Origin of the sequence: Enterobacter sp. CM29 (assembly GCF_013179605.1) — a bacterium.
Classification (GTDB): Bacteria; Pseudomonadota; Gammaproteobacteria; order Enterobacterales; family Enterobacteriaceae; genus Enterobacter; species Enterobacter intestinihominis.
The window spans coordinates 13039-33922 of sequence record NZ_JABMCU010000019.1; the positions used below are offsets into that span (position 1 = coordinate 13039).

Consider the following 20884-nt stretch of genomic DNA (forward strand, 5'->3'; position numbering starts at 1 on the left):
TCAGGAACGGAATAGTCGTGAATATTGGGTTTCGTGGCGTGCGGAGGCGATGGCGGACAGCGGCGTAGCTGCCCCCAGCGCGTCGTCGCCACGTAAAAATGCCTGTTCAAACCCAGCGGCAAAATGGTCGCTCAGGTCGATAATCAGCTGTTGTGCGGCCTGCTGCCCAAACGGCACCAGCTTGACGCCCGCCATCACCGCGCTCTCAATCCAGCTGTAGCCGAGGCTCAGCGCCAGCTCGCGCGCGCTAATGCCCCAGCGCACGCCGAGCCACGCCATACCGCCGAGCTGGCTCTGCATCAACAGCGGCAGCCATTCTGGCGGGCAGGCGGGTTCCCAGCTTTTAACCAGGCGCGTAAAGGCCGCGCCGCGGTTGCGTTCTTCCTCGCGCAGTTCGCGCGTTTCCCGACAGGCGAGCAGGTATGCCGTCCAGCGTTTTGCTGTCGCGACCTCCTGCTTCTCGCAGGCATGATACAGGCGGATAAACAGCGGCAGGTCGACGCAGAAAAAGCTCTGCTCCATTTGCTGGATCTGCCAGCGCCTGAAGGCCTCAGCGTCCGTGATCCACCCGGCCTCGACAGCCCACTCCAGCCCCTGTGACCAGGTATACGATCCGACCGGCAGGCTACTGCTGGAGAGCTGCATCAGGCGCAGCCGCTGGCGGGCGTGCTCCATCAGCTCATCAGCGCCAGCAGGGCAGAGACGATCAGCCCGCCGCCGAAGGTCTTACGCAGGCCGTCGTGACGGCGCAGCAGCAGCCCTGCCGCGAAGCTGGCGCACAGCACCGTGGCACTGGCTAACATAAATCCGCTGGTAAAGAGCCAGAAGCTGTGGCCGGACATCTCCACGCCGTGCGCCCAGCCGTGGAACATCGCCAGGGCTGGAACCGCCAGCAGCAGGCGATTTTCAGTCTTAAACATCATCACGCCGCAGACCGCCAGTGAGGCGATAATCAGCATCTCCATGCCGCTAAAGCCGCCGAGCAGGCTGCCCGTAACGGCGCCAGCCAGCATCATGCCGAGCGTTGCTAACGGCAGCAGCAGCTTGCGGCCGCTCAGGGCGGACAGCACGCCAGCCCCCGTCAGCATCAGCAGGTGATCCAGCCCGGTCAGCGGATGGAGAAAACCTGCCTGAAAGCTGTCGGTTCCGTGCCCGGGATGGGCAAGCGCCGGAACGGAAAAGGCCAGCAGAAACAGCGGTAAATACTTACGCATGATGAGTCCTTAATGTGAATGAGCGTGGGAGTGGCCATGACTGTGGGCATCGCTGGTGTAAGCGCCCGCTTCTGGTTCAAAGGGCAGGCTGGCGAAGGTCACCTCCAGCCCGAACTGACGTAGCATGTCGTCGAGAACGTGATCGTGGTGGTAGCGCATTTCGCCGGGCATGATTTGCAGCGGTACGTGGCGGTTGCCCAGGTGATAACAGGCGCGGGCGAGCAGGAACGGGTCGGCACAGCGCACCACGGAAACCGACTCCGGGGCGGCGATCACTTCGATCACTTCGCTGCCATCGTCGGTAGTCAGCAGGTCGCCCCCGCGCAGCAACAGGCCGCGCGGCAGCATTAGCCCGGCTTCGCGGCCGTCGTTCAGCGCCACGCGGGCGCGGCTTTTTACCCGCACGTCAATCGGCAGCGTAACGCTGGCGGTGACGGGGTGCGCGTGGTCCAGGCGTTGGGTTAAATAAATCATCATCACTCCTCAAAACAGAAAATAGCGTTGCGCCATCGGCAAAACTTCTGCCGGTTCGCTGGTGATCAATTCGCCGTCGACGCGAACCTCATAGGTTTGCGAGTCAACGGTGATATTCGGCTGTAAATCGTTGTGGATCATGTCGGCCTTTTTCACCGTCCGGCAGCCTTTCACCACCGCGGTGGCGCTTTGCAATCCGAGCCGCTGCGGAATGCCGCTGGCATCAGCGGCCTGCGAGACAAACGTTAGCCGCGTGGCGTGGCGTGCGGCACCAAGTGCACCAAACATCGGGCGGTAATGCACCGGCTGCGGCGTAGGGATCGAGGCGTTGATGTCGCCCATCGGCGCGCAGGCGATCATCCCGCCTTTGACGATGGTGGCGGGTTTGACGCCAAAGAAAGCGGGGGACCAGACCACCAGATCCGCCAGCTTGCCCGCCTCAATAGAACCGACCTCATGGGCGATGCCGTGGGTAAGAGCCGGATTAATGGTGTATTTGGCGACATAGCGCTTCACGCGGAAGTTGTCGTTCTCGCCTGTCTCTTCCGGCAGTGCGCCGCGCTGCACCTTCATGCGGTGCGCCACCTGCCAGGTGCGGATAATCACTTCCCCCACGCGGCCCATGGCCTGTGAATCTGACGAGGTGAGCGAGAACGCGCCGATATCGTGCAGCACGTCTTCGGCGGCGATGGTTTCCCGACGAATACGGGATTCCGCAAATGCCACGTCCTCGGCGATATCCGGGTCGAGATGGTGACAGACCATCAGCATGTCCAGGTGCTCGTCGATGGTATTCACCGTGTAGGGCAGCGTCGGGTTGGTGGAGGAGGGCAAAATATTCGGGTGCGCGCAGGCGGTGATGATATCCGGCGCATGGCCGCCGCCCGCCCCTTCGGTGTGGAAGGTGTGGATGGTGCGCCCGGCGATGGCGGCCAGCGTGTCTTCGACAAAACCGGACTCGTTCAGCGTGTCGCTGTGTAGCGCCACCTGAATATCCATCTCTTCAGCGACCTCCAGCGAGCAGTTGATTGCCGCAGGCGTCGCGCCCCAGTCTTCGTGGATCTTAAGCCCGATGGCGCCAGCCGCGATCTGCTCGCGCAGCGCGTCCGGGTTTGAACCGTTCCCTTTGCCCAGCAGGCCAATATTCACCGGCAGCGTATCGGCGGCCTGCAGCATGCGGGCGATATACCACGGCCCCGGCGTGCAGGTGGTGGCGTTTGTACCTGCCGCAGGGCCGGTGCCGCCGCCGATCATGGTGGTGACGCCAGAGACCAGCGCCTCTTCCGCCTGCTGCGGACAGATCCAGTGGATGTGGGTGTCGATCCCGCCAGGGGTGACGATCTTCCCTTCGGCGGCGATCACTTCCGTTGCCGCGCCAATCGGGATCGTCACGCCGGGCTGAATGTCCGGGTTTCCGGCTTTGCCGACGGCGAAGATCCGCCCATCTTTTACGCCGATATCCGCTTTCACGATCCCCCAGTGATCGACGATCAGCGCGTTGGTGAGCACCAGATCCACGCAGTCGTCGGCGGTCATCTGCCCCTGTCCCATGCCGTCGCGGATCACTTTTCCGCCGCCGAATTTAACCTCTTCGCCGTAGATCGTGAGATCGTCTTCCACTTCGATCCACAGCTCGCTGTCGGCCAGCCGCACTTTATCCCCGGTAGTGGGGCCGAACATATCGGCATACGCCTGGCGTGAAATCTCAGCCATGTTTCACCTCGCCCATGACCTCGCCGCGAAAACCAAAAATGCGCTGCGCGCCCGTCACCTGCACCAGCGCCACTTCCCGCTTCTGGCCGGGCTCGAAGCGCACGGCAGTACCGGCCGGGATGTTGAGTCGGTAGCCTCGGGTGGCTTCGCGATCGAATTTCAACGCCGGGTTGACCTCGTAAAAGTGGTAATGCGAGCCGACCTGGATCGGCCTGTCGCCGTGGTTTTCCACGATCACACTTCGGGTTTCGCGCCCGACGTTGAGCGCAATGTTGCCGGACTGGATCCGGTATTCGCCTGGGATCATCACGCGCTCCTTACACGATCGGATTGTGGACGGTGACGAGCTTGGATCCATCCGGGAAGGTGGCTTCCACCTGGATATCCGGGATCATCTCCGGCACGCCCTCCATCACCTGATCGCGCGTCAGGACGTGGCGGCCGGCTTCCATCAGCGAGGCGACGGTTTCGCCATCGCGCGCGCCTTCCATAATAAAGGCGCTGATCAGCGCGACCGATTCCGGGTAGTTGAGCTTTACCCCGCGCGCGAGGCGGCGTTCGGCAACCAGCGCGGCGGTGAACAGCAACAGCTTGTCTTTTTCTCTGGGAGTCAGTTCCATAGCGTTTCTCTTATGTCTGCCAGATACGCGGCGAACAGGCGGTTTTGGGGGTTAAAAGCGGGCGAAGCGACTGCCAGATATCGCGCATCACCCGCTGGCAAATGAGGTTGTCGTGGGAGAGAAAACGCACCGACAGCAGGTCGTCGGTGAGCGTCGCCCCGCCAAAGTTTTCCAGTGGGGCGAGCCGCTCGCGCACTGTATCAAGATGAGCTTCCCGGGCCGGGTAGAACAGCAGCGTGCCGACCCACGGATGGCCTGCGACGGGCGACAGATCGCCATCGCTAAGATGCAGTCGCTCAATCAGACGCGGCTCGCCATCCACCCACACCTCAAGGCGGCTCTCCAGCGTGCCGTGGCTGAAGGATTCGTTTATCACCGGACGGCCCAGACAGTACAGCTCCCACGCCAGCAGCGTGCTGGTGGCCTTAAGATGGAAGACGGAACGCAGCGCGGCGTTAGCGCCGGGGAAAATTATGGTGTCCTGCGGCAGCCACTCCAGCGTGGCCTCTTCGTCGAGGTAAAAATGCTGATTCAGACAGGCCAGCGGGCCGCTGCTGCGATAGAACTTGCTGGCGCCGGGCATGGTGATGAGGGCATGGCTTTTGGCGTCGAGCCGCACGGAAATATCCAGCGTATCCCCGCCCACAATCCCGCCTGGCGGATGCAGCAGGTAAAGGTGACAGGTTTCCCCTTCGGGATAAAACGGGCGCTGAACGGTGAGCGGCCCGGTGTGACGCGCGGAATGGAGGAGGGTTTTCTCAGGGGTATAACAAAACTGGAGGGCAAGCGTGGCCTGCCAGCCTTTGTATGAATTATCAGTGACCTGAGTTGCTAACATGGTGCTTCCATTTCCACACTATCGGGGTACGTTTCAGTATGCCCTGGCGGAAATGAAGGCTGTCATATGAGTCGCTTATGGATGGGGCCTGTATTTTGGGGCTGCGGTGGAAGGGTTCCGTTCACTATGGTTTTTCTGCTTTATGGGTATCCCGCTGCGGTGAACGTGTTAAGGGGGCCACCGCGGCCCCCTTATCACGTTCACGGGTTCCGGAATGTCATATTCTGTTGGTCATAAAGTGAACGGAACAATTCCACTAAAAGTAAATAAAACCTTACCGCGTCTCTCTCTTCTTCCGCTTTAACCGCGCCCAGATCTTCGTCTCCTGGCGACGCCACAGGCGCTGAATGTTGTCATGATGACGCAGCAGGATCAGGCACGAGAGCATCGATACCGGGAAGGTAAACTGCGGTTTGAACCACCAGACATAAAACGGAGCGATCAGCGCGCTGACGATGGCGCCCAGCGATGAATAGCCGCTCAGCAGGATGGTCAGCAGCCAGGTGCCCGCCATCACGCCAGTGAGATCCCAGCCGATCGGCGCAATCGCGCCAAACGCGGTTGCAACGCCTTTACCGCCTTTAAAACCAAAGAAAACGGGCCAGATATGGCCGACGCAAGCGGCGATAGCAATCAGCCCCAGCCAGAAGGGTGTGACGCCCAGCGCATACGCACCCCAGACGGGGAGCATTCCTTTCAGAACATCAAAAATCAAAACCGCTACGGCTGCTCCCTTGCCGCCAATTCGTAGTACATTGGTCGCCCCCGGATTCCCGGAACCACTTTCACGCGGGTCAGGCAACCCGGCGATGCGGCAGACCAGAATGGCGCTGGAGATTGAGCCGCAAAGGTAGGCGAGGATAATCATTCCAGGCGCGATTGCACTCATAACGCTGTTCCGTTTTGAAAATGTATCTGTATTCTCAGCATCTGTGGATAATACGCATAATTCGCCGGAAGTGGTATCCGGTTTAGCCAAAAAGCAGGCAGGTCGTGATGGATATTGTATTTATAGAGCAACTTTCGGTAATCACCACAATCGGTGTTTACGACTGGGAACAGACCATCGAGCAGAAACTGGTGTTCGATATCGAAATGGGCTGGGATAACCGCAAGTCAGCAAAAAGCGATGATGTGAATGACTGTCTGAGCTACGCCGACATCAGTGAAGCGGTAGTTGGCCACGTGGAAGGGCAACGATTTGCGCTGGTGGAACGCGTGGCGGAAGAGGTAGCGGACCTGCTACTGAGCAAATTTAACTCCCCGTGGGTGCGCATCAAACTAAGCAAGCCGGGCGCGGTGGCGCGCGCCGCCAACGTGGGCGTCATCATTGAGCGTGGCACAAATCTGAAAGAAAAAGATTTAACGTCATAATTGCTAAACCATTTTAGGTTATATCGGTCTTAAAGCTGTATGTTTCACGGTAGCCGTTGTGGCGACCGTTTTTTTATATCTTTTTAGGGGTTTATAGATGAGCGATATGCACTCGCTGCTGGTGGCGGCAATTCTGGGTGTGGTCGAAGGATTGACGGAGTTTTTGCCGGTGTCCAGTACGGGCCATATGATTATCGTTGGCCATCTCCTGGGCTTTGAAGGCGATACCGCAAAGACGTTTGAGGTGGTGATTCAGCTGGGCTCTATTCTGGCGGTGGTCGTCATGTTCTGGCGTCGTCTGTTTGGTCTGATCGGCATCCACTTCGGGCGTTTACCGCAGCGTGAAGGAGAGGGCAAGGGGCGCCTGACGCTGATTCATATTCTGCTGGGGATGATCCCGGCGGTGGTGCTGGGGCTGGTGTTCCACGACACCATAAAATCGCTTTTCAACCCGATTAACGTGATGTACGCGCTGGTTGTCGGCGGCTTCCTGCTGATTGCCGCCGAAGTGCTGAAGCCAAAAACCCCGCGTGCAGAAGGTCTGGACGATATGACGTATCGCCAGGCGTTTATGATTGGCTGCTTCCAGTGTCTGGCGCTGTGGCCGGGCTTCTCCCGTTCAGGGGCAACCATTTCCGGCGGGATGCTGATGGGCGTGAGCCGTTACGCGGCGTCTGAGTTCTCGTTCCTGCTGGCGGTACCGATGATGATGGGCGCCACCGCACTGGATCTCTACAAAAGCATCGGCTTCCTGACCGTAGGCGACATTCCGATGTTCGCCGTGGGCTTTATCACCGCCTTTATCGTGGCGCTGATTGCCATCAAAACCTTCCTGCAACTGATTAAGCGTATCTCGTTTATTCCGTTCGCGATCTACCGCTTTATCGTCGCGGCTGCCGTGTACGTGGTCTTCTTCTGATGACCGACCGCCCTCAGTCTTTCGGCTGAGGGCAACGTTTTTCCTTCCACGCCGCAACCGCATCAATCCGCCGTTTCGTCAGCTCTTCGCGGATCTCCGGGCCTTTAAACCCTGCCTCCACCACCTCTTTCGTTGGCACCGCTTTTGCGATTTCCCACGCCTCGCGCAGCAAAAGACCCTGCGGATAATCGGACGCTTCAAACCCGGTACGGCCGCGCACGTCCGCTTCGCTGGTCAGCGCAATTTGCTCCACGCGCTGCGGCTTGCGCCAGGCGTCGATGTTATCGAACAGCCTGACGATGGTGGCGGGTTTCAGGATCGGGAAGGTGTGGATCAGGTCGTGGAACTCGGCGACCAGTTTTGCCAGATCGCGAATGTCATTCGGCACGCGCAGGCGCTGGCAAAGCCCTTCAACCAGCTTTACGCCAGCCGGACCGTGCCCGTGGTGGCGTGGCCACAACTCCTTTGGCGTTAACCCCTTGCCGAGGTCATGGCAGAGGGTGGAAAAGCGCACGTCCACTTCAGGGCTGAGCATAGCGGCCATGCTCAGCGTCATCAGGGTGTGAATGCCGGTATCAATTTCCGGGTGCCATTTCGCCGGGGCGGGCACGCCAAACAGCGCGTCTATTTCCGGGAACAGCACTTTCAGCGCCCCGCAGTCGCGCAGAACCTGGAAAAAGACCTGTGGGTTGCGGGTGGTCAGGGCGTTTTCGGTCTCTTTCCAGACGCGTTCTGGCGTCAGGTGTTCCAGCTCGCCCGCGTCGGTCATGGCCGTCATCAGCGCCATCGTCTCGTCGGCGATACGGAAGCTCAGATGGGCATAACGGGCGGCAAAACGCGCCACGCGCAGTACGCGAAGCGGATCTTCAGAAAAGGCGGGGGAAATATGGCGTAAAAGACGATCGCGCAGATCGTTCTGGCCGCCGTAGGCGTCGATGATATGTCCGTTTTCGTCCTGCGCCAGGGCGTTAATGGTGAGATCGCGGCGCAGTAAGTCCTGCTCCAGCGTTACATCCGGCGCGGCATAGCAGGTGAAGCCGGTATAACCGGAACCCGATTTCCGTTCGGTACGCGCCAGGGCGTACTCTTCGCGGCTTTTCGGATGGAGGAACACAGGAAAATCGCGGCCTACCTGCTGGTAGCCCGCGTCAATCATCGCTTCGGGCGTGGCACCGACCACGACCCAATCTTTATCTTTGACCGGCAGACCTAATAACGCATCACGTACCGCACCACCGACCAGATAACTCTTCACGCCAACACTCCCGTTTTCTCTTTTCGCAAGATGATACGTAAGTGTGGCAGAGAAGACGAGTTAGTTCATCCAGCGGTCTTTACGTTTACGGCTTGGGATAAGGTGAGGAAGCACCAGACCCAGCACCAGACCGACGCCCAGTACGCCGCCGCCATACATAAACCACTGCATGATGATGGTGCGTTGTTTGTCATCCAGCTGTAGATTAGCGGCGTTTACTTTCTTCTGTGCGACGATCAGCTCATTTTTCAGCTTCTGATTTTCGTCTTTCAGACCGGCGATCACGCTGTCGCTTTGCGCCACTTTCTGCTGCATCTCTGCGGTGCGCTGGTTCCAGGTACCGTCAATGTTGTTCAGCTTATCGGTCAGGGTTTTCACCTGATTTTCCAGATCCGGCACGCGGGTGCGCAGGCTTGGCACTGTGCTTAGCTCTTTCAGCGGGATCCATGAGGTGCGGCCAGAGCTGTCACGAACCTGACCGTAATTGGTGTCTGCGTTAGTTTGCAGCAGAGTCACTTCCTCGCCGGCATTTACCGTACCCACGAGGCGATAATTGTCTCCAGGGCCGCTGCGTACCCAGGTATTCAGTTCATCAGAAACGTAACGTTTCTCTTCAGCGTGGACCGCGGTTGCGGCGCTAAAAGCGAGTAAAGTAAGTCCAATCAGGCGTAATTTAAGCATATCAGTCGTTATTTTCATAAAAAGTGGAACGATAGTAGTGGTATCAGTGTCGCTACGCAAAGGATTCATCATCAATCGGAATCATCTGTGTCATGATTTCCACCGCTTTAAACTTTTACGCCCGTCAAATTGCTCATTGCGTGGCAATTTGGCGCAAAATACTATGTACTGACAAACAAATGGCGAGGAAGTTCGCCTTCATCGACGCGTCTGTGACGCACGCAAAAGTACAAGGCTATGGCACAAGAGATCGAATTAAAGTTTATCGTCGAAAAAGACAGCGCTGACGCGCTCCGCCAGCATCTGAATACGCTGTCCGGCGAGCACCATGAACCCGTACAGCTGCTCAACATCTATTACGAAACGCCGGACAACTGGCTGCGCAACCACGATATGGGCCTGCGCATCCGTGGTGCGAACGGGCGCTACGAGATGACGATGAAAATCGCCGGTCGCGTGGTGGGCGGTTTGCACCAGCGTCCGGAATACAATATCGACATCAGTAAGCCAGAACTTGAGCTGGATCGTTTTCCGGCGGAAGTGTGGCCGGAAGGGGCGCTGCCCGCAACGCTGTCGACAGAGGCGCAACCGCTGTTCAGCACCGATTTCTGGCGCGAGAAATGGCTGGTGACGGAAGGCAAGAGCCGTATTGAGATCGCGTTTGATCGGGGTGAAATTAAGGCTGGTGAAGAGCAGGAGCCGATCTGCGAGCTGGAGCTTGAACTGCTGGAAGGTGAGGCGAGCGACGTGCTGAAGCTGGCGCACAAGCTGGTGAACCAGCCTGGCCTGCGTCAGGGCAGCCTGAGTAAAGCGGCGCGCGGCTATCACCTGGCCGCCGGGAATGCGCCGCGCGTGCTGCGAGAAACCCCGATTCTGCGCGTTGTGCCGAAAGCCTCCGTTGAGCAGGGCATGGAAGCGGCGCTGGAGCTGGCGCTCTCTCAGTGGCAGTACCACGAGGAGCTGTGGGCGCGTAACGTGAAAAATGCCAAAAAACAGGTGCTCGCTGCTATGGGTCTGGTGCGTCACACCCTGGCGTTGTTCGGCGGTATTGTACCGCGTAAAGCCAGCGCTCACTTACGTGATCTGCTCACTCAAACCGAAACGCTGATGCTTTCTGACGTGTCGGCACAAACGGCGATCTACAGCCCGCAAAACGCCAGCGCGAAACTGGCGTTGACCGAATTTCTGGTGACGCGCGGCTGGCGCATTTTCCTCGATGCGAAAGGGCAGACTAAAATCGCGGAAAACTTCAAACGTTTTGCGGATATCCACCTCTCCCGTCACGCGGCCGAGCTGCGAACCACCTTCGCGCATCCGCTGGGCGACCAGTATGGCGATCAGCTTCCCCGCCTGGCGCGTAACATCGACAGCATGTTGCTGCTGTCAGGTGCGTATGAGGGCGTGAAGGCGCAGGCCTGGCTGGAGAACTGGCAGGGGCTTAAGCATGCCATCGAGACCCGTCAGCAGATTGAGATCGAGCATTTCCGCAACGAGGCCATTTCGCAGGATCCGTACTGGCTGCACAGCGGAAAACGTTAATTCTGGCAAGGAACCCCTGATATGCCGCTTTCTTCGCAGTTACAGCAGCACTGGCAGACCGTTTGTGAACGCCTGCCTGAGTCGTTACCCGCGTCATCGTTAAGCGAGCAGGCGAAAAGCGTGCTCACGTTCAGTGATTTTGTGCAGGAGAGCGTCAGCGCTTACCCGGACTGGCTGGCAGCGCTGGAAAGCGCGCCGCCGCAGGCTGACGAGTGGCGGCATTATGCTGGCTGGCTGCAAACCGCGCTGGCAGAGGTGGCAGATGAACCCACGCTGATGCGCGTTCTGCGTCAGTTCCGCCGCCGGGTGATGGTACGCATTGCCTGGGCGCAGGCGCTGGAGCTGGTGAGTGAAGAGAGCACCTTGCAGCAGTTGAGCGAGCTGGCGCAGACGCTGATCGTCGCCGCGCGGGACTGGCTCTACGCCGCCTGCTGTAAAGAGTGGGGCACGCCGTGCAGCGAAGACGGGGTTCCGCAACCGCTGTTGATTCTGGGGATGGGCAAGCTGGGCGGCTGCGAGCTCAATTTTTCCTCAGACATCGACCTGATTTTTGCCTGGCCGGAGAACGGCACCACGCGCGGCGGTCGTCGCGAGCTGGACAACGCCCAGTTCTTTACCCGCCTGGGGCAACGGCTGATTAAGGCGCTGGATCAGCCCACCCAGGATGGTTTTGTCTACCGCGTGGACATGCGTCTGCGTCCGTTTGGCGATAGCGGGCCACTGGTGCTGAGCTTTGCCGCGCTGGAAGATTATTACCAGGAGCAGGGGCGCGACTGGGAGCGTTACGCGATGGTCAAAGCGCGGATCATGGGCGACAGCGACGATGCCTACGCCAACGAGCTGCGCGCCATGCTGCGCCCGTTCGTGTTCCGCCGCTACATCGACTTTAGCGTTATCCAGTCCCTGCGAAATATGAAAGGGATGATTGCCCGCGAGGTGCGTCGCCGTGGCCTGAAGGACAACATCAAGCTCGGCGCGGGCGGTATTCGTGAGATCGAATTTATCGTCCAGGTCTTCCAGCTGATACGCGGCGGGCGTGAACCTTCTCTGCAATCCCGCTCGCTGCTGCCGACGCTGAGCGCTATCGAGCAGCTGCATCTGCTGCCGGAAGGCGATGCGCAAACGCTGCGTGACGCTTATCTCTTCCTGCGTCGTCTGGAAAATTTGCTGCAAAGTATCAACGACGAACAGACCCAGACGTTACCGGGCGATGAGCTGAACCGGGCGCGTCTGGCCTGGGGGATGCGGGTGGATGACTGGGCAGCGCTGACGGAACGGCTGGAAGCGCATATGGCGGGCGTGCGCCGCATCTTTAACGATCTGATCGGCGACGACGAAAGTGAATCGCAGGACGATGCGCTCTCCGAGCACTGGCGCGAACTGTGGCAGGACGCGCTTCAGGAAGATGACACCACGCCGGTGCTGGCGCACTTAAGCGACGATGCCCGCCATCGCGTGGTGGCGTTGATTGCTGATTTCCGTCTCGAACTGAACAAACGCGCCATTGGCCCGCGCGGTCGGCAGGTGCTGGATCATCTGATGCCGCATCTGCTGAGCGATGTCTGCTCCCGCGAGGATGCGCCGGTGCCGCTGTCGCGCATGATGCCGCTCCTGAGCGGGATCGTCACGCGTACCACCTACCTTGAACTGTTAAGTGAGTTTCCCGGCGCGCTGAAGCATCTGATTTCCCTTTGCGCCGCCTCCCCGATGGTGGCGAACAAGCTGGCGCGTTATCCGCTGCTGCTCGACGAACTGCTCGACCCGAATACGCTCTATCAGCCGACGGCGACGGATGCTTACCGCGACGAGCTGCGTCAGTATCTGCTGCGCGTGCCGGAAGAGGACGAAGAGCAACAGCTTGAGGCGCTGCGTCAGTTTAAGCAGGCACAGATGTTGCGCGTGGCGGCGGCAGATATCGCCGGTACCCTGCCGGTAATGAAAGTGAGCGATCACTTAACCTGGCTGGCGGAAGCGATCATCGACGCGGTGGTCCACCAGGCGTGGGTGCAGATGGTGGCCCGCTACGGGCAGCCGAAGCACCTTGCTGACCGTGAAGGCCGCGGTTTTGCGGTGGTGGGTTACGGCAAGCTGGGCGGCTGGGAGCTGGGCTACAGCTCCGATCTGGATCTGATTTTCCTGCACGACTGTCCGGTTGACGTGATGACCGACGGCGAGCGCGAAATCGACGGGCGGCAGTTCTACCTGCGCCTGGCCCAGCGCATCATGCACCTGTTCAGCACTCGCACCTCATCCGGCATTCTGTATGAAGTGGATGCGCGTCTGCGCCCGTCCGGCGCGGCAGGCATGCTGGTTACCTCCACGGAGGCTTTTGCCGACTATCAGAAGAACGAAGCCTGGACGTGGGAGCATCAGGCGCTGGTGCGCGCCCGCGTGGTGTACGGCGATCCGCAGCTCAAAACGCAGTTCGATGCGATCCGCAAGGCGGTCATGACGACCCCGCGCGAAGGCTGTACGCTGCAAACCGAAGTGCGGGAAATGCGTGAGAAAATGCGCGCGCACCTTGGCAACAAACATCGCGATCGCTTTGATATCAAAGCTGATGAGGGCGGGATTACCGATATTGAGTTTATCACTCAGTATCTGGTGCTGTTGCACGCGCACGATAAGCCGAAGCTGACCCGCTGGTCGGATAACGTGCGCATACTGGAACTGCTGGCGCAGAACGACATTATGGATGAGCAGGAGGCGCAGGCATTAACCCGCGCCTACACCACGCTGCGTGACGAGCTGCACCATCTGGCCTTACAGGAACAGCCGGGCCATGTGGCGCTGGACGGTTTCACCGATGAACGCGCGCAGGTGACCGCAAGCTGGCAGAAGTGGCTGGTGGAACCGTGCGTAACAAAACAAGTGTGATATTATCGCGCGCAAATTGTGAATCTTTCTGGAGTCAGGAATGAAAGTAACACTGCCAGAGTTTGAACGTGCTGGAGTTATGGTTGTCGGGGATGTGATGCTGGATCGCTACTGGTATGGGCCGACCAGCCGTATCTCTCCGGAAGCGCCGGTGCCGGTAGTTAAGGTCGACACCATTGAAGAACGTCCAGGCGGCGCGGCAAACGTGGCGATGAACATAGCCTCGCTGGGCGCGCATTCGCGTCTGGTGGGCCTGACCGGCATTGACGATGCGGCGCGTGCGCTGAGCCAGTCGCTGGCGGACGTGAACGTGAAGTGCGACTTCGTTTCTGTTCCGACCCACCCAACCATCACCAAGCTGCGCGTGCTGTCGCGCAACCAGCAGCTGATCCGCCTCGACTTTGAGGAAGGGTTCGAAGGCGTTGATCCTGAGCCGCTGCACGAGCGCATTAGCCAGGCGCTGGGCAATATCGGCGCGCTGGTGCTGTCTGATTATGCCAAAGGTGCGCTGGCGAGCGTGCAGACCATGATCCAGCTGGCGCGCAAAGCCAGCGTTCCGGTGCTGATCGACCCGAAAGGCACCGATTTTGAGCGCTATCGCGGCGCAACCCTCCTGACGCCCAACCTCTCTGAGTTCGAAGCGGTGGCGGGCAAGTGCAAAACTGAAGAAGAGCTGGTTGAGCGCGGCATGAAAATCATCGCTGATTTCGAGCTGTCTGCGCTGCTGGTGACCCGTTCAGAACAGGGCATGACGCTGCTGCAACCGGGCAAGGCGCCGCTGCATATGCCAACCCAGGCGCAGGAAGTGTACGACGTGACCGGTGCCGGTGATACGGTGATCGGCGTGCTGGCGGCGACGCTGGCGGCGGGTAACACTCTGGAAGAAGCGTGCTACTTCGCGAACGCCGCGGCGGGCGTGGTCGTCGGTAAACTCGGAACCTCCACCGTTTCGCCAATCGAGCTGGAAAATGCGGTGCGTGGGCGTGCGGATACCGGCTTTGGCGTCATGACCGAAGACGAGCTGAAAGTGGCCGTTGCCGCCGCGCGCAAACGCGGTGAAAAAGTGGTGATGACGAACGGCGTGTTCGACATCCTGCATGCGGGTCATGTCTCGTATCTGGCGAATGCGCGCAAGCTGGGCGACCGCCTGATTGTGGCGGTCAACAGCGATGCCTCAACCAAACGTCTGAAGGGTGAAACGCGTCCGGTGAACCCGCTGGAGCAGCGCATGATAGTGCTCGGCGCGCTGGAAGCGGTGGACTGGGTGGTCTCATTTGAAGAAGACACCCCGCAGCGCCTGATTGCCGGAATTCTGCCTGACCTGCTGGTGAAGGGCGGTGATTACAAGCCAGAGCAAATCGCAGGTAGCGAAGAGGTCTGGGCGAATGGCGGTGAAGTGATGGTGCTCAACTTTGAGGACGGGTGTTCAACCACTAACATCATTAAGAAGATCCAGAAAGACAGTCAGTAAAAAACGGGCCAGTTGGCCCGTTTTTTTATGTCGGGTGGCGGCTGCGCCTTACCCGACCTACGCGTTCATGTAGGCCCGGTAAGGCGTAGCCGCCACCGGGCACAACAGGCCGCACTATGCCTGGTCATCCACCGGTGGAATAGCTGGCGCTGGCTTCACCTCTTCCGGCGCATTGCGGCTCTCCAGCTCGCTCAGACGCTGTTCCAGCAGCGCCAGCTTCTCGCGGGTGCGTAGCAGCACCTGCGTCTGCACGTCAAACTCTTCGCGGCTGACTAAATCAAGGCGAACCAACTGTGCCTGCAACGTCTGGCGAATTTTCTTCTCAACGTCATCACCAAACTCACGAATACCTTTCGGCATGGACTCATGAACCTGACGCGCGATCTGCTCAATTTTCTTTGGGTCAATCATTGTCGTTTCCCTTGATGAAAAGGTGTTAGTGCCTATTGTAGCGCGTCATGCCGCGGGTTAAACAAAATTGTTTGAAGCTTATGCATTGCCCAGGGTAATCAATAGCGTTATAGTTATCTCGCTTATTCTCAGGGCGGGGCGAAATTCCCCACCGGCGGTAAATCAGCTTAACGCTGAAAGCCCGCGAGCGCTTTGGGTGAATTCTCAAAGGTCAGCAGATCCGGTGTAATTCCGGGGCCGACGGTTAGAGTCCGGATGGGAGAGAGTAACGATCCAGTCGGGCAAGGCCCGCTCACGTTATTTTTTTGCCGCTAGTACGGCGCTCCTAAGACTGCCCTGATTCTGGTAACCATAAAGTTAATGAGGTTTTTTTACCATGAATCAGACGCTACTTTCCTCTTTTGGCACTTCAACTCAACGTGTTGAACATGCACTGGATGCACTGCGCGAAGGCCGCGGTGTGATGGTGCTTGACGATGAAAACCGTGAAAACGAAGGCGACATGATTTTTGCCGCCGAGAACATGACCGTTGAGCAGATGGCGCTGACCATCCGTCACGGTAGCGGCATCGTATGCCTGTGCATCACCGAAGACCGTCGCCAGCAGCTTGATCTGCCGATGATGGTTGAAAACAACACCAGCGCCTTTGGTACCGGCTTCACCGTGACCATTGAAGCGGCACATGGCGTCACCACCGGGGTGTCGGCGGCTGACCGCCTGACTACTGTGCGTGCAGCGATTGCTGATGGTGCAAAACCCTCCGATCTGCACCGCCCTGGTCATGTCTTCCCGCTGCGCGCGCAGCCGGGCGGCGTGCTGACCCGTGGTGGTCATACCGAAGCGACCATCGATCTGGTGACGCTGGCTGGCTTCAAACCCGCAGGCGTGCTGTGCGAACTGACCAACGATGATGGCACCATGGCGCGCGCGCCGGAGTGCATCACCTTTGCGCGTCTGCACAATATGCCAGTGGTGACGATTGAAGACCTGGTTGAATACCGCCGGGCGCATGAGCGTAAAGCCAGCTGAACATGCTGATGTGAAAAAGCCGGGGAAACCCGGCTTTTTTGTTTCTAGTGGTAGTTAATTTTGAACAGTACCACGGTTTCAAACGGCCCGGACTGAATCGCTTTTCCTTCATCCCGCGAAAGTTCAGCCGTGTAGTTTTGCTCAAGATTCATCATATCGCCCGTAAAATCGGCGTATTCCTTGTACTGGTTGAATGTGTAAGGCTCCGTTCCGTTAAGAATACGCAGCTTTAACCCATTCCCTATCAGTACCGCGGTGTCGTCTGCGCTGAGCGTTTCGGTTGTGTAAAATGACGAGTCCATCTTAAATCCGTCCGAGCACTGGGCATCCTGCACTTTGGTGGTTCGTATTGAAAACATGCGAATACGCTTCTGCTGATTCACAATGTCGCGCGCACTGAAAGTGCCGAAGTCGATCTCCTGATTCTCAGGGTAAATGCTAAACGTCGCCCCGCAATCAAGGACCGTAATGTTTTGCAGCCCGTTGATGTGATACTTCAGGTTCTTCGCGTCGGCCATCTGATTAACGCCGCCCTTACCGTCAAATTGCACAACGATGTAATCGCTGAGCGAACTGACATAGCCATGCGGCGGCACAGCCTTTATTCTCACGAAAAGTCGTAATCGGGCGACGAATGTGCGCGAAATATGGATATCATCCGGATTACCAGAGCAAATGCGATTCTCCCAACCCATCTGGCGGATTTGAGCAGGGGTGTAAATAGTGATGTTATTGTTGTCCAGACACTGGCGGGTATCCACGCCGTTGGGCTGACCTGTAGCATCGTAATCTATACCTTCATAGGTGACGCCCAGCTCATAATAGGGATCAGTTGCGGTAGGATAAGGATTTACCCAGGCAAAGACATCTTCCGGCTTAAAATTGCTCGAGACGTTGTTGTCACACGTCACCGGAATCCTAATGTCATCAGACTCCCATATTTTTTGGCCAATTTGGGCGTTGCTGGGTATGGCAAAGGGGGAGATCGTTTTTGTCTCCTCGACGGAACCGCCAGAGCCACCCAGATAACAGTTAAGCGCCATCGCATCTTCCAAAGGTAGCGCTGAAAGCAGCAATGTAAGCAGGACAATAGCGAGCTTTCGCATCTTTATCGATTTTCCGTTCGGTAAGTTTACATTGCGCCGTTCCGGTGCACTGCACGTCGACTTTTTTCAGGGCACCGTAATCGTCGATATAGCCGATGCTGTAATAACTACCGTGGTAATCGCCGGTAGACGCGGTTGCCGTGGCGAAAGGCGCAATCATCAGACTGTCAAAACCCGGCAGCATGGTTTTAGCATTTTTGCTCAGCCACGCCAGCGTGATGTAGTACGGCGTAGGGTTGTGGACCGTGAGCCCATCCGCGTTGGCGGAAATTTCCATTCGCATTTCAGTCAGTTCGCCGGATTTTTTGCTAATCGCTTCTGGACGCCAGAACAGCTTAATTCGGCTCTGCATTGCTACCTGCATCACGCTGCGCTCCTCGCTGGCGCTGGTGTTTTTTGGCGGTACTTCACGCAGGTTGAAATAAAACAGCGATTCCCTGTCTCCTGGCAGCTGGCGAGTAGTGGCTTGTTTAACAATCCTTATCTGCGACGAGGTGCCCGCTTCGATACGTTGAATGGGGGGAAGCGCCATAAAGTGCGTATCTTCTTTTTGTCCCTTTTCATCTTCAATCCAGGAGAGCGCCAGATAAGGCAGCACCTTGCTCTGATTGTCCACTTTCAGGCTGCTGGCCTTGTCGCTTTCTGGAAAAACAATGCGCGTGCGGTCCAGATTAATGGCTGCGTGGGTAGCAAATGCTGTGCTGGTTAGCATCAGGCACAGGCTTTTAAACGGCGTTAATTTCATGATGATTTCTTACTGACACGGCAGTATCAACTGCATACTGTTTTCTAAGTGAGAAGGTAACGAGAAGCGACACTGTTGGTTGTCGCCCCATGTCACGCGAAACTGCTGTTCTGGCTCAACGGCGGCCAGCCAGACGCGGCCTTCATCGGCCACCATCCCAACCTGCAAATTGCTTGCTTCCAGGCGAACAATCGCCCCGAGAGGTGGCGCTCCTGATGACATTCGCAGAACGCCTGTCACGTCCTTACCTGCGCGCGTGGCAATCTGACGATAACCAATGGCTCCCTCAGTCCAGGTTGAGGTCACGACGCGGTTGTCTACGTCCACGCCATCAGGGAGGTTGTTCAGATTGACCTGCACGCTGGAGGGGGAATAGCTGGAGAATGACGGTAAAACGCCGATGCCAAAACGGTTGGTCTCATCTCGCGACATGTTCAGCGGGATATTGCCTACCCCGTCGGTGCTGACCATCACACGAGGTTCATTACCGTAGCTTCGCCGGTGCAGCGCGGCGCCTTTCGCCGTTGAGGTGAAGGAACCACTCCAGCTCGCGCTGAGGGAGTTATATTCGTCAGCTTTATAGCTGCCTGAGAGATTGAGATCGCCGTACGTAGAATAATGCTGATAATTCCCGCTGACCTGCGCGCCGGAATCTGGCTTTCCGCTCTCCGCGCCTGCGGAAACGCCCCAGGTATTATTGCGATCCGACGTGTCATACCACGACACGTTATGACTCAGCGTGTCGCTGTTACGCAGGTCATAGTTAAGACGATGATCGGGATCGAGCGGTACGCTGAGCGAGAGATAGAACTGAGTATCGTCACTTTCGTCTTCCTCATCGTAATGCGTTTTACTCCAGGACAGGGTTACGCCGAGGTTCTTCCAGCGGCCCATATCAAAGTTGTAGCCCGCCGTGATGCTGCCGGTCGTGGAAGGTGAATCATTCCACCATGTCTGACGCAGCATGTTGACGTACAGGTTCAGGGATAACGCTGAAATGTACTGGCTTGCCGTCATGCTCAGGGTTTGTTTCTCCGACTGGCGGTCACCGTCGTCATAATCAAGGTAGCGGGCGTAGCTCAAAAACTGGGGGTCTGAGTAGCGGTAGCTGGCAAGCGTAAGCTGACTGCCGGTGGTATCGAAACGCTTGCTGTAGTTAATGCGATAGCTGTAACCCGTCTGACTGCGCTGGTGTGGCAGCTGGCTGGTGGCCTGCGTGACGTCAAAAGAGAGCGCCCCCAGCCAGTCCATATTCTGGCCGATCCCGGCAGCGACGGAACGATAACCGTCGCCATCAGTCAGCGTGCCGCCATACAGGGAGGTGTGTGACAGCATGCCCCAGGAAAATTCGCCGCTCATGAAGGCGTTATCTTCAACGTCATGGGAGGCACCCTGGCGCACTTTACCCGCCGCGAACTTGTAGCGAACCTGACCCTTGCGCGTTAAAAACGGCACGGACTCGGCAGAGACCTGGAAGGTGCTGACGCGGCCGTCCTCTTCCGTGACTTTGACGTCCAGCGTGCCCTGAACCGACTGGTTAAGATCCTGAATAACAAACGGGCCTGGTGGCACTTTACTTTGGTAAATCACGCGATCGGCAAGGCTTACGGTCACCGTGGCGTTGGTTTGCGCTATCCCGGTAATCTGCGGAGCATAGCCGCGCAGCGACCATGGCAGCATACGTTCTTCGCTGATTAGCGATGCGCCGGTATAGGTAAAGGCGTCAAAAATTGCGGACTGGAAATCCGTTTCACCCAGCGTCAGTTTCGCTCCGATTGAGGGCAGAGGGCGGAACATATATACGCGTGAAAAACGGCCATCCTGCTCTGAGCCTGCTTCAGTATCGCTTCGCGTGTACTGGTAATCGCTTCGCAGGCGCCACGCGCCCATGTTCGCACCGACGGTGCCATAGGTATTGGCGTTGTTATTGCTGCTGCCGCTATTGGGCTGATAATGGCTGGCAAAAAGATTGTAATCCAGCAGTACGCCCGGCACGCCGTTGTCCCAGGTGGATGGCGGCATCCAGTCCACCGCACGGTATTGCAGCCACGCCTGGGGGATCGTCACATTCAGGGATTGGCTATCTTGCTCAAACGTAAATCTGATGTCTGGTCTGGCGGCGAAATCAACGCATCCCTCTTTTTCTGGCAAAGCGTGACGAACCTCATCCTGTAACGCAAATGTATCGGCCAGTTCGGGAGGAATACACACTTGAACTGCATTATTTATTTCTCTCCAGCGAAGGAGCCAGCCATTTGCCAGCGGAATATCATTAACTGAAACGGTAACGAAATAGCTTCCCGGCGTAACCGATATTTGATCTTTAAAACGTGATAAATCGACGCTGCCGCGCTGATCTTTATCGATGGCGTTTATATTAAATTCAGTGGCAGAGGTAAGTCTCGTCATTAACAGGGATGCAATGATGATTATCCATTGTAATTTGTATGTCATCATCCTGTTACTCGAATATATAAAGGATGCCGACCGGCATGAATTACCAGTCGGCTAATACTGTTACGTAACAGAATTATTTGTACAACAGGACGTAGTTAGCCGTGGCTTCAACCTGGCCTGCCGTCGCAGTTTTACCCGTGGGGACTTCCATAACCGCTTT

Annotated in this window: 20 protein-coding genes, 1 pseudogene and 1 riboswitch; of the genes and pseudogenes, 6 read left to right on the plus strand and 15 right to left on the minus strand. The window is 57.6% G+C overall.

The genetic code is table 11. The annotated features are described in order from the left end of the window. The 8 genes from HP459_RS04400 to plsY all read right to left on the minus strand — a co-directional run bounded on the left by HP459_RS04400 (position 1) and on the right by plsY (position 5748). Positions 1 to 675 carry an urease accessory protein UreF gene (locus HP459_RS04400; protein WP_023298634.1) on the minus strand — a complete coding sequence of 225 codons (675 nt, stop codon included), beginning with the start codon at positions 673 to 675 and terminating at the stop codon, positions 1 to 3. Further along, entirely contained in the window at positions 675 to 1214 is a 540-nt protein-coding gene (locus HP459_RS04405) for a HupE/UreJ family protein (protein ID WP_023298633.1), read from the minus strand. The genes HP459_RS04400 and HP459_RS04405 overlap by 1 nt, the downstream gene beginning before the upstream one ends. Before the next feature lie 9 nt (positions 1215 to 1223). Next, the gene (ureE, locus tag HP459_RS04410) at positions 1224 to 1688 is read right to left on the minus strand and encodes an urease accessory protein UreE (RefSeq protein ID WP_023298632.1); all 465 of its coding nucleotides are present in this window, start codon (positions 1686 to 1688) and stop codon (positions 1224 to 1226) included. Between the two features lie 9 nt (positions 1689 to 1697). Next, the gene (ureC, locus tag HP459_RS04415) at positions 1698 to 3401 is read right to left on the minus strand and encodes an urease subunit alpha (RefSeq protein ID WP_023298631.1); all 1704 of its coding nucleotides are present in this window, start codon (positions 3399 to 3401) and stop codon (positions 1698 to 1700) included. Continuing rightward, complete coding sequence (locus tag HP459_RS04420) at positions 3394 to 3708, minus strand: urease subunit beta (protein WP_022649443.1); 315 nt, start codon at positions 3706 to 3708, stop codon at positions 3394 to 3396. The genes ureC and HP459_RS04420 overlap by 8 nt, the downstream gene beginning before the upstream one ends. A 10-nt stretch (positions 3709 to 3718) precedes the next feature. Beyond that, complete coding sequence (locus tag HP459_RS04425) at positions 3719 to 4021, minus strand: urease subunit gamma (protein ID WP_003862556.1); 303 nt, start codon at positions 4019 to 4021, stop codon at positions 3719 to 3721. 10 nt (positions 4022 to 4031) lie between these two features. Further along, complete coding sequence (locus HP459_RS04430; protein ID WP_108367905.1) at positions 4032 to 4859, minus strand: urease accessory protein UreD; 828 nt, start codon at positions 4857 to 4859, stop codon at positions 4032 to 4034. A 274-nt stretch (positions 4860 to 5133) separates the two neighbouring features. Then, complete coding sequence (gene plsY, locus HP459_RS04435; RefSeq protein ID WP_157506637.1) at positions 5134 to 5748, minus strand: glycerol-3-phosphate 1-O-acyltransferase PlsY; 615 nt, start codon at positions 5746 to 5748, stop codon at positions 5134 to 5136. 107 nt (positions 5749 to 5855) lie between these two features. Here plsY and folB point away from each other — a divergent pair, with 107 nt between their 5' ends. Continuing rightward, positions 5856 to 6233 carry a bifunctional dihydroneopterin aldolase/7,8-dihydroneopterin epimerase gene (gene folB, locus HP459_RS04440; RefSeq protein WP_171935966.1) on the plus strand — a complete coding sequence of 126 codons (378 nt, stop codon included), beginning with the start codon at positions 5856 to 5858 and terminating at the stop codon, positions 6231 to 6233. 97 nt (positions 6234 to 6330) lie between these two features. Beyond that, positions 6331 to 7152 (plus strand): undecaprenyl-diphosphate phosphatase, encoded by an 822-nt coding sequence (bacA, locus tag HP459_RS04445; protein ID WP_003862545.1) that lies wholly within the window; start codon positions 6331 to 6333, stop codon positions 7150 to 7152. A gap of 13 nt (positions 7153 to 7165) precedes the next feature. Here the strand turns inward: bacA and HP459_RS04450 are convergent, their stop codons facing one another. Next, entirely contained in the window at positions 7166 to 8407 is a 1242-nt protein-coding gene (locus HP459_RS04450) for a multifunctional CCA addition/repair protein (protein WP_171935967.1), read from the minus strand. Between the two features lie 60 nt (positions 8408 to 8467). Continuing rightward, entirely contained in the window at positions 8468 to 9088 is a 621-nt protein-coding gene (locus HP459_RS04455; protein ID WP_001303390.1) for a TIGR04211 family SH3 domain-containing protein, read from the minus strand. A gap of 237 nt (positions 9089 to 9325) precedes the next feature. Between HP459_RS04455 and HP459_RS04460 the strand changes: the two genes are divergently transcribed. From HP459_RS04460 to hldE, 3 genes are read left to right on the plus strand one after another with little or no spacing between them, the layout of a single operon-like run. After that, entirely contained in the window at positions 9326 to 10627 is a 1302-nt protein-coding gene (locus tag HP459_RS04460) for an inorganic triphosphatase (protein ID WP_171935968.1), read from the plus strand. A gap of 21 nt (positions 10628 to 10648) precedes the next feature. Further along, positions 10649 to 13504, plus strand: coding sequence for a bifunctional [glutamate--ammonia ligase]-adenylyl-L-tyrosine phosphorylase/[glutamate--ammonia-ligase] adenylyltransferase (glnE, locus tag HP459_RS04465; protein WP_155025586.1), 2856 nt, complete (start codon positions 10649 to 10651; stop codon positions 13502 to 13504). Positions 13505 to 13544: 40 nt separating this feature from the next. Further along, positions 13545 to 14975 (plus strand): bifunctional D-glycero-beta-D-manno-heptose-7-phosphate kinase/D-glycero-beta-D-manno-heptose 1-phosphate adenylyltransferase HldE, encoded by a 1431-nt coding sequence (gene hldE / locus HP459_RS04470; RefSeq protein WP_063149087.1) that lies wholly within the window; start codon positions 13545 to 13547, stop codon positions 14973 to 14975. Between the two features lie 114 nt (positions 14976 to 15089). Here hldE and ubiK read toward each other — a convergent pair whose 3' ends face one another. Then, positions 15090 to 15386, minus strand: coding sequence for a ubiquinone biosynthesis accessory factor UbiK (gene ubiK, locus HP459_RS04475; protein WP_000566823.1), 297 nt, complete (start codon positions 15384 to 15386; stop codon positions 15090 to 15092). A 120-nt stretch (positions 15387 to 15506) separates the two neighbouring features. Beyond that, positions 15507 to 15657: riboswitch (FMN riboswitch) on the plus strand. A gap of 105 nt (positions 15658 to 15762) precedes the next feature. Here ubiK and ribB point away from each other — a divergent pair. After that, entirely contained in the window at positions 15763 to 16416 is a 654-nt protein-coding gene (ribB, locus tag HP459_RS04480; protein ID WP_003862538.1) for a 3,4-dihydroxy-2-butanone-4-phosphate synthase, read from the plus strand. 44 nt (positions 16417 to 16460) lie between these two features. Here the strand turns inward: ribB and HP459_RS04485 are convergent, their stop codons facing one another. The 4 genes and pseudogenes from HP459_RS04485 to HP459_RS23735 form a co-directional block, all read right to left on the minus strand. Continuing rightward, positions 16461 to 17522, minus strand: coding sequence for a type 1 fimbrial protein (locus HP459_RS04485; RefSeq protein WP_171935969.1), 1062 nt, complete (start codon positions 17520 to 17522; stop codon positions 16461 to 16463). Beyond that, positions 17449 to 18267 (minus strand): molecular chaperone, encoded by an 819-nt coding sequence (locus HP459_RS04490; RefSeq protein WP_171935970.1) that lies wholly within the window; start codon positions 18265 to 18267, stop codon positions 17449 to 17451. The genes HP459_RS04485 and HP459_RS04490 overlap by 74 nt, the downstream gene beginning before the upstream one ends. A gap of 9 nt (positions 18268 to 18276) precedes the next feature. Beyond that, positions 18277 to 20721, minus strand: coding sequence for a fimbria/pilus outer membrane usher protein (locus HP459_RS04495; RefSeq protein ID WP_063200024.1), 2445 nt, complete (start codon positions 20719 to 20721; stop codon positions 18277 to 18279). Positions 20722 to 20797: 76 nt separating this feature from the next. Next, positions 20798 to 20884 (minus strand): annotated as a pseudogene (locus tag HP459_RS23735) (fimbrial protein); the annotation flags it as partial.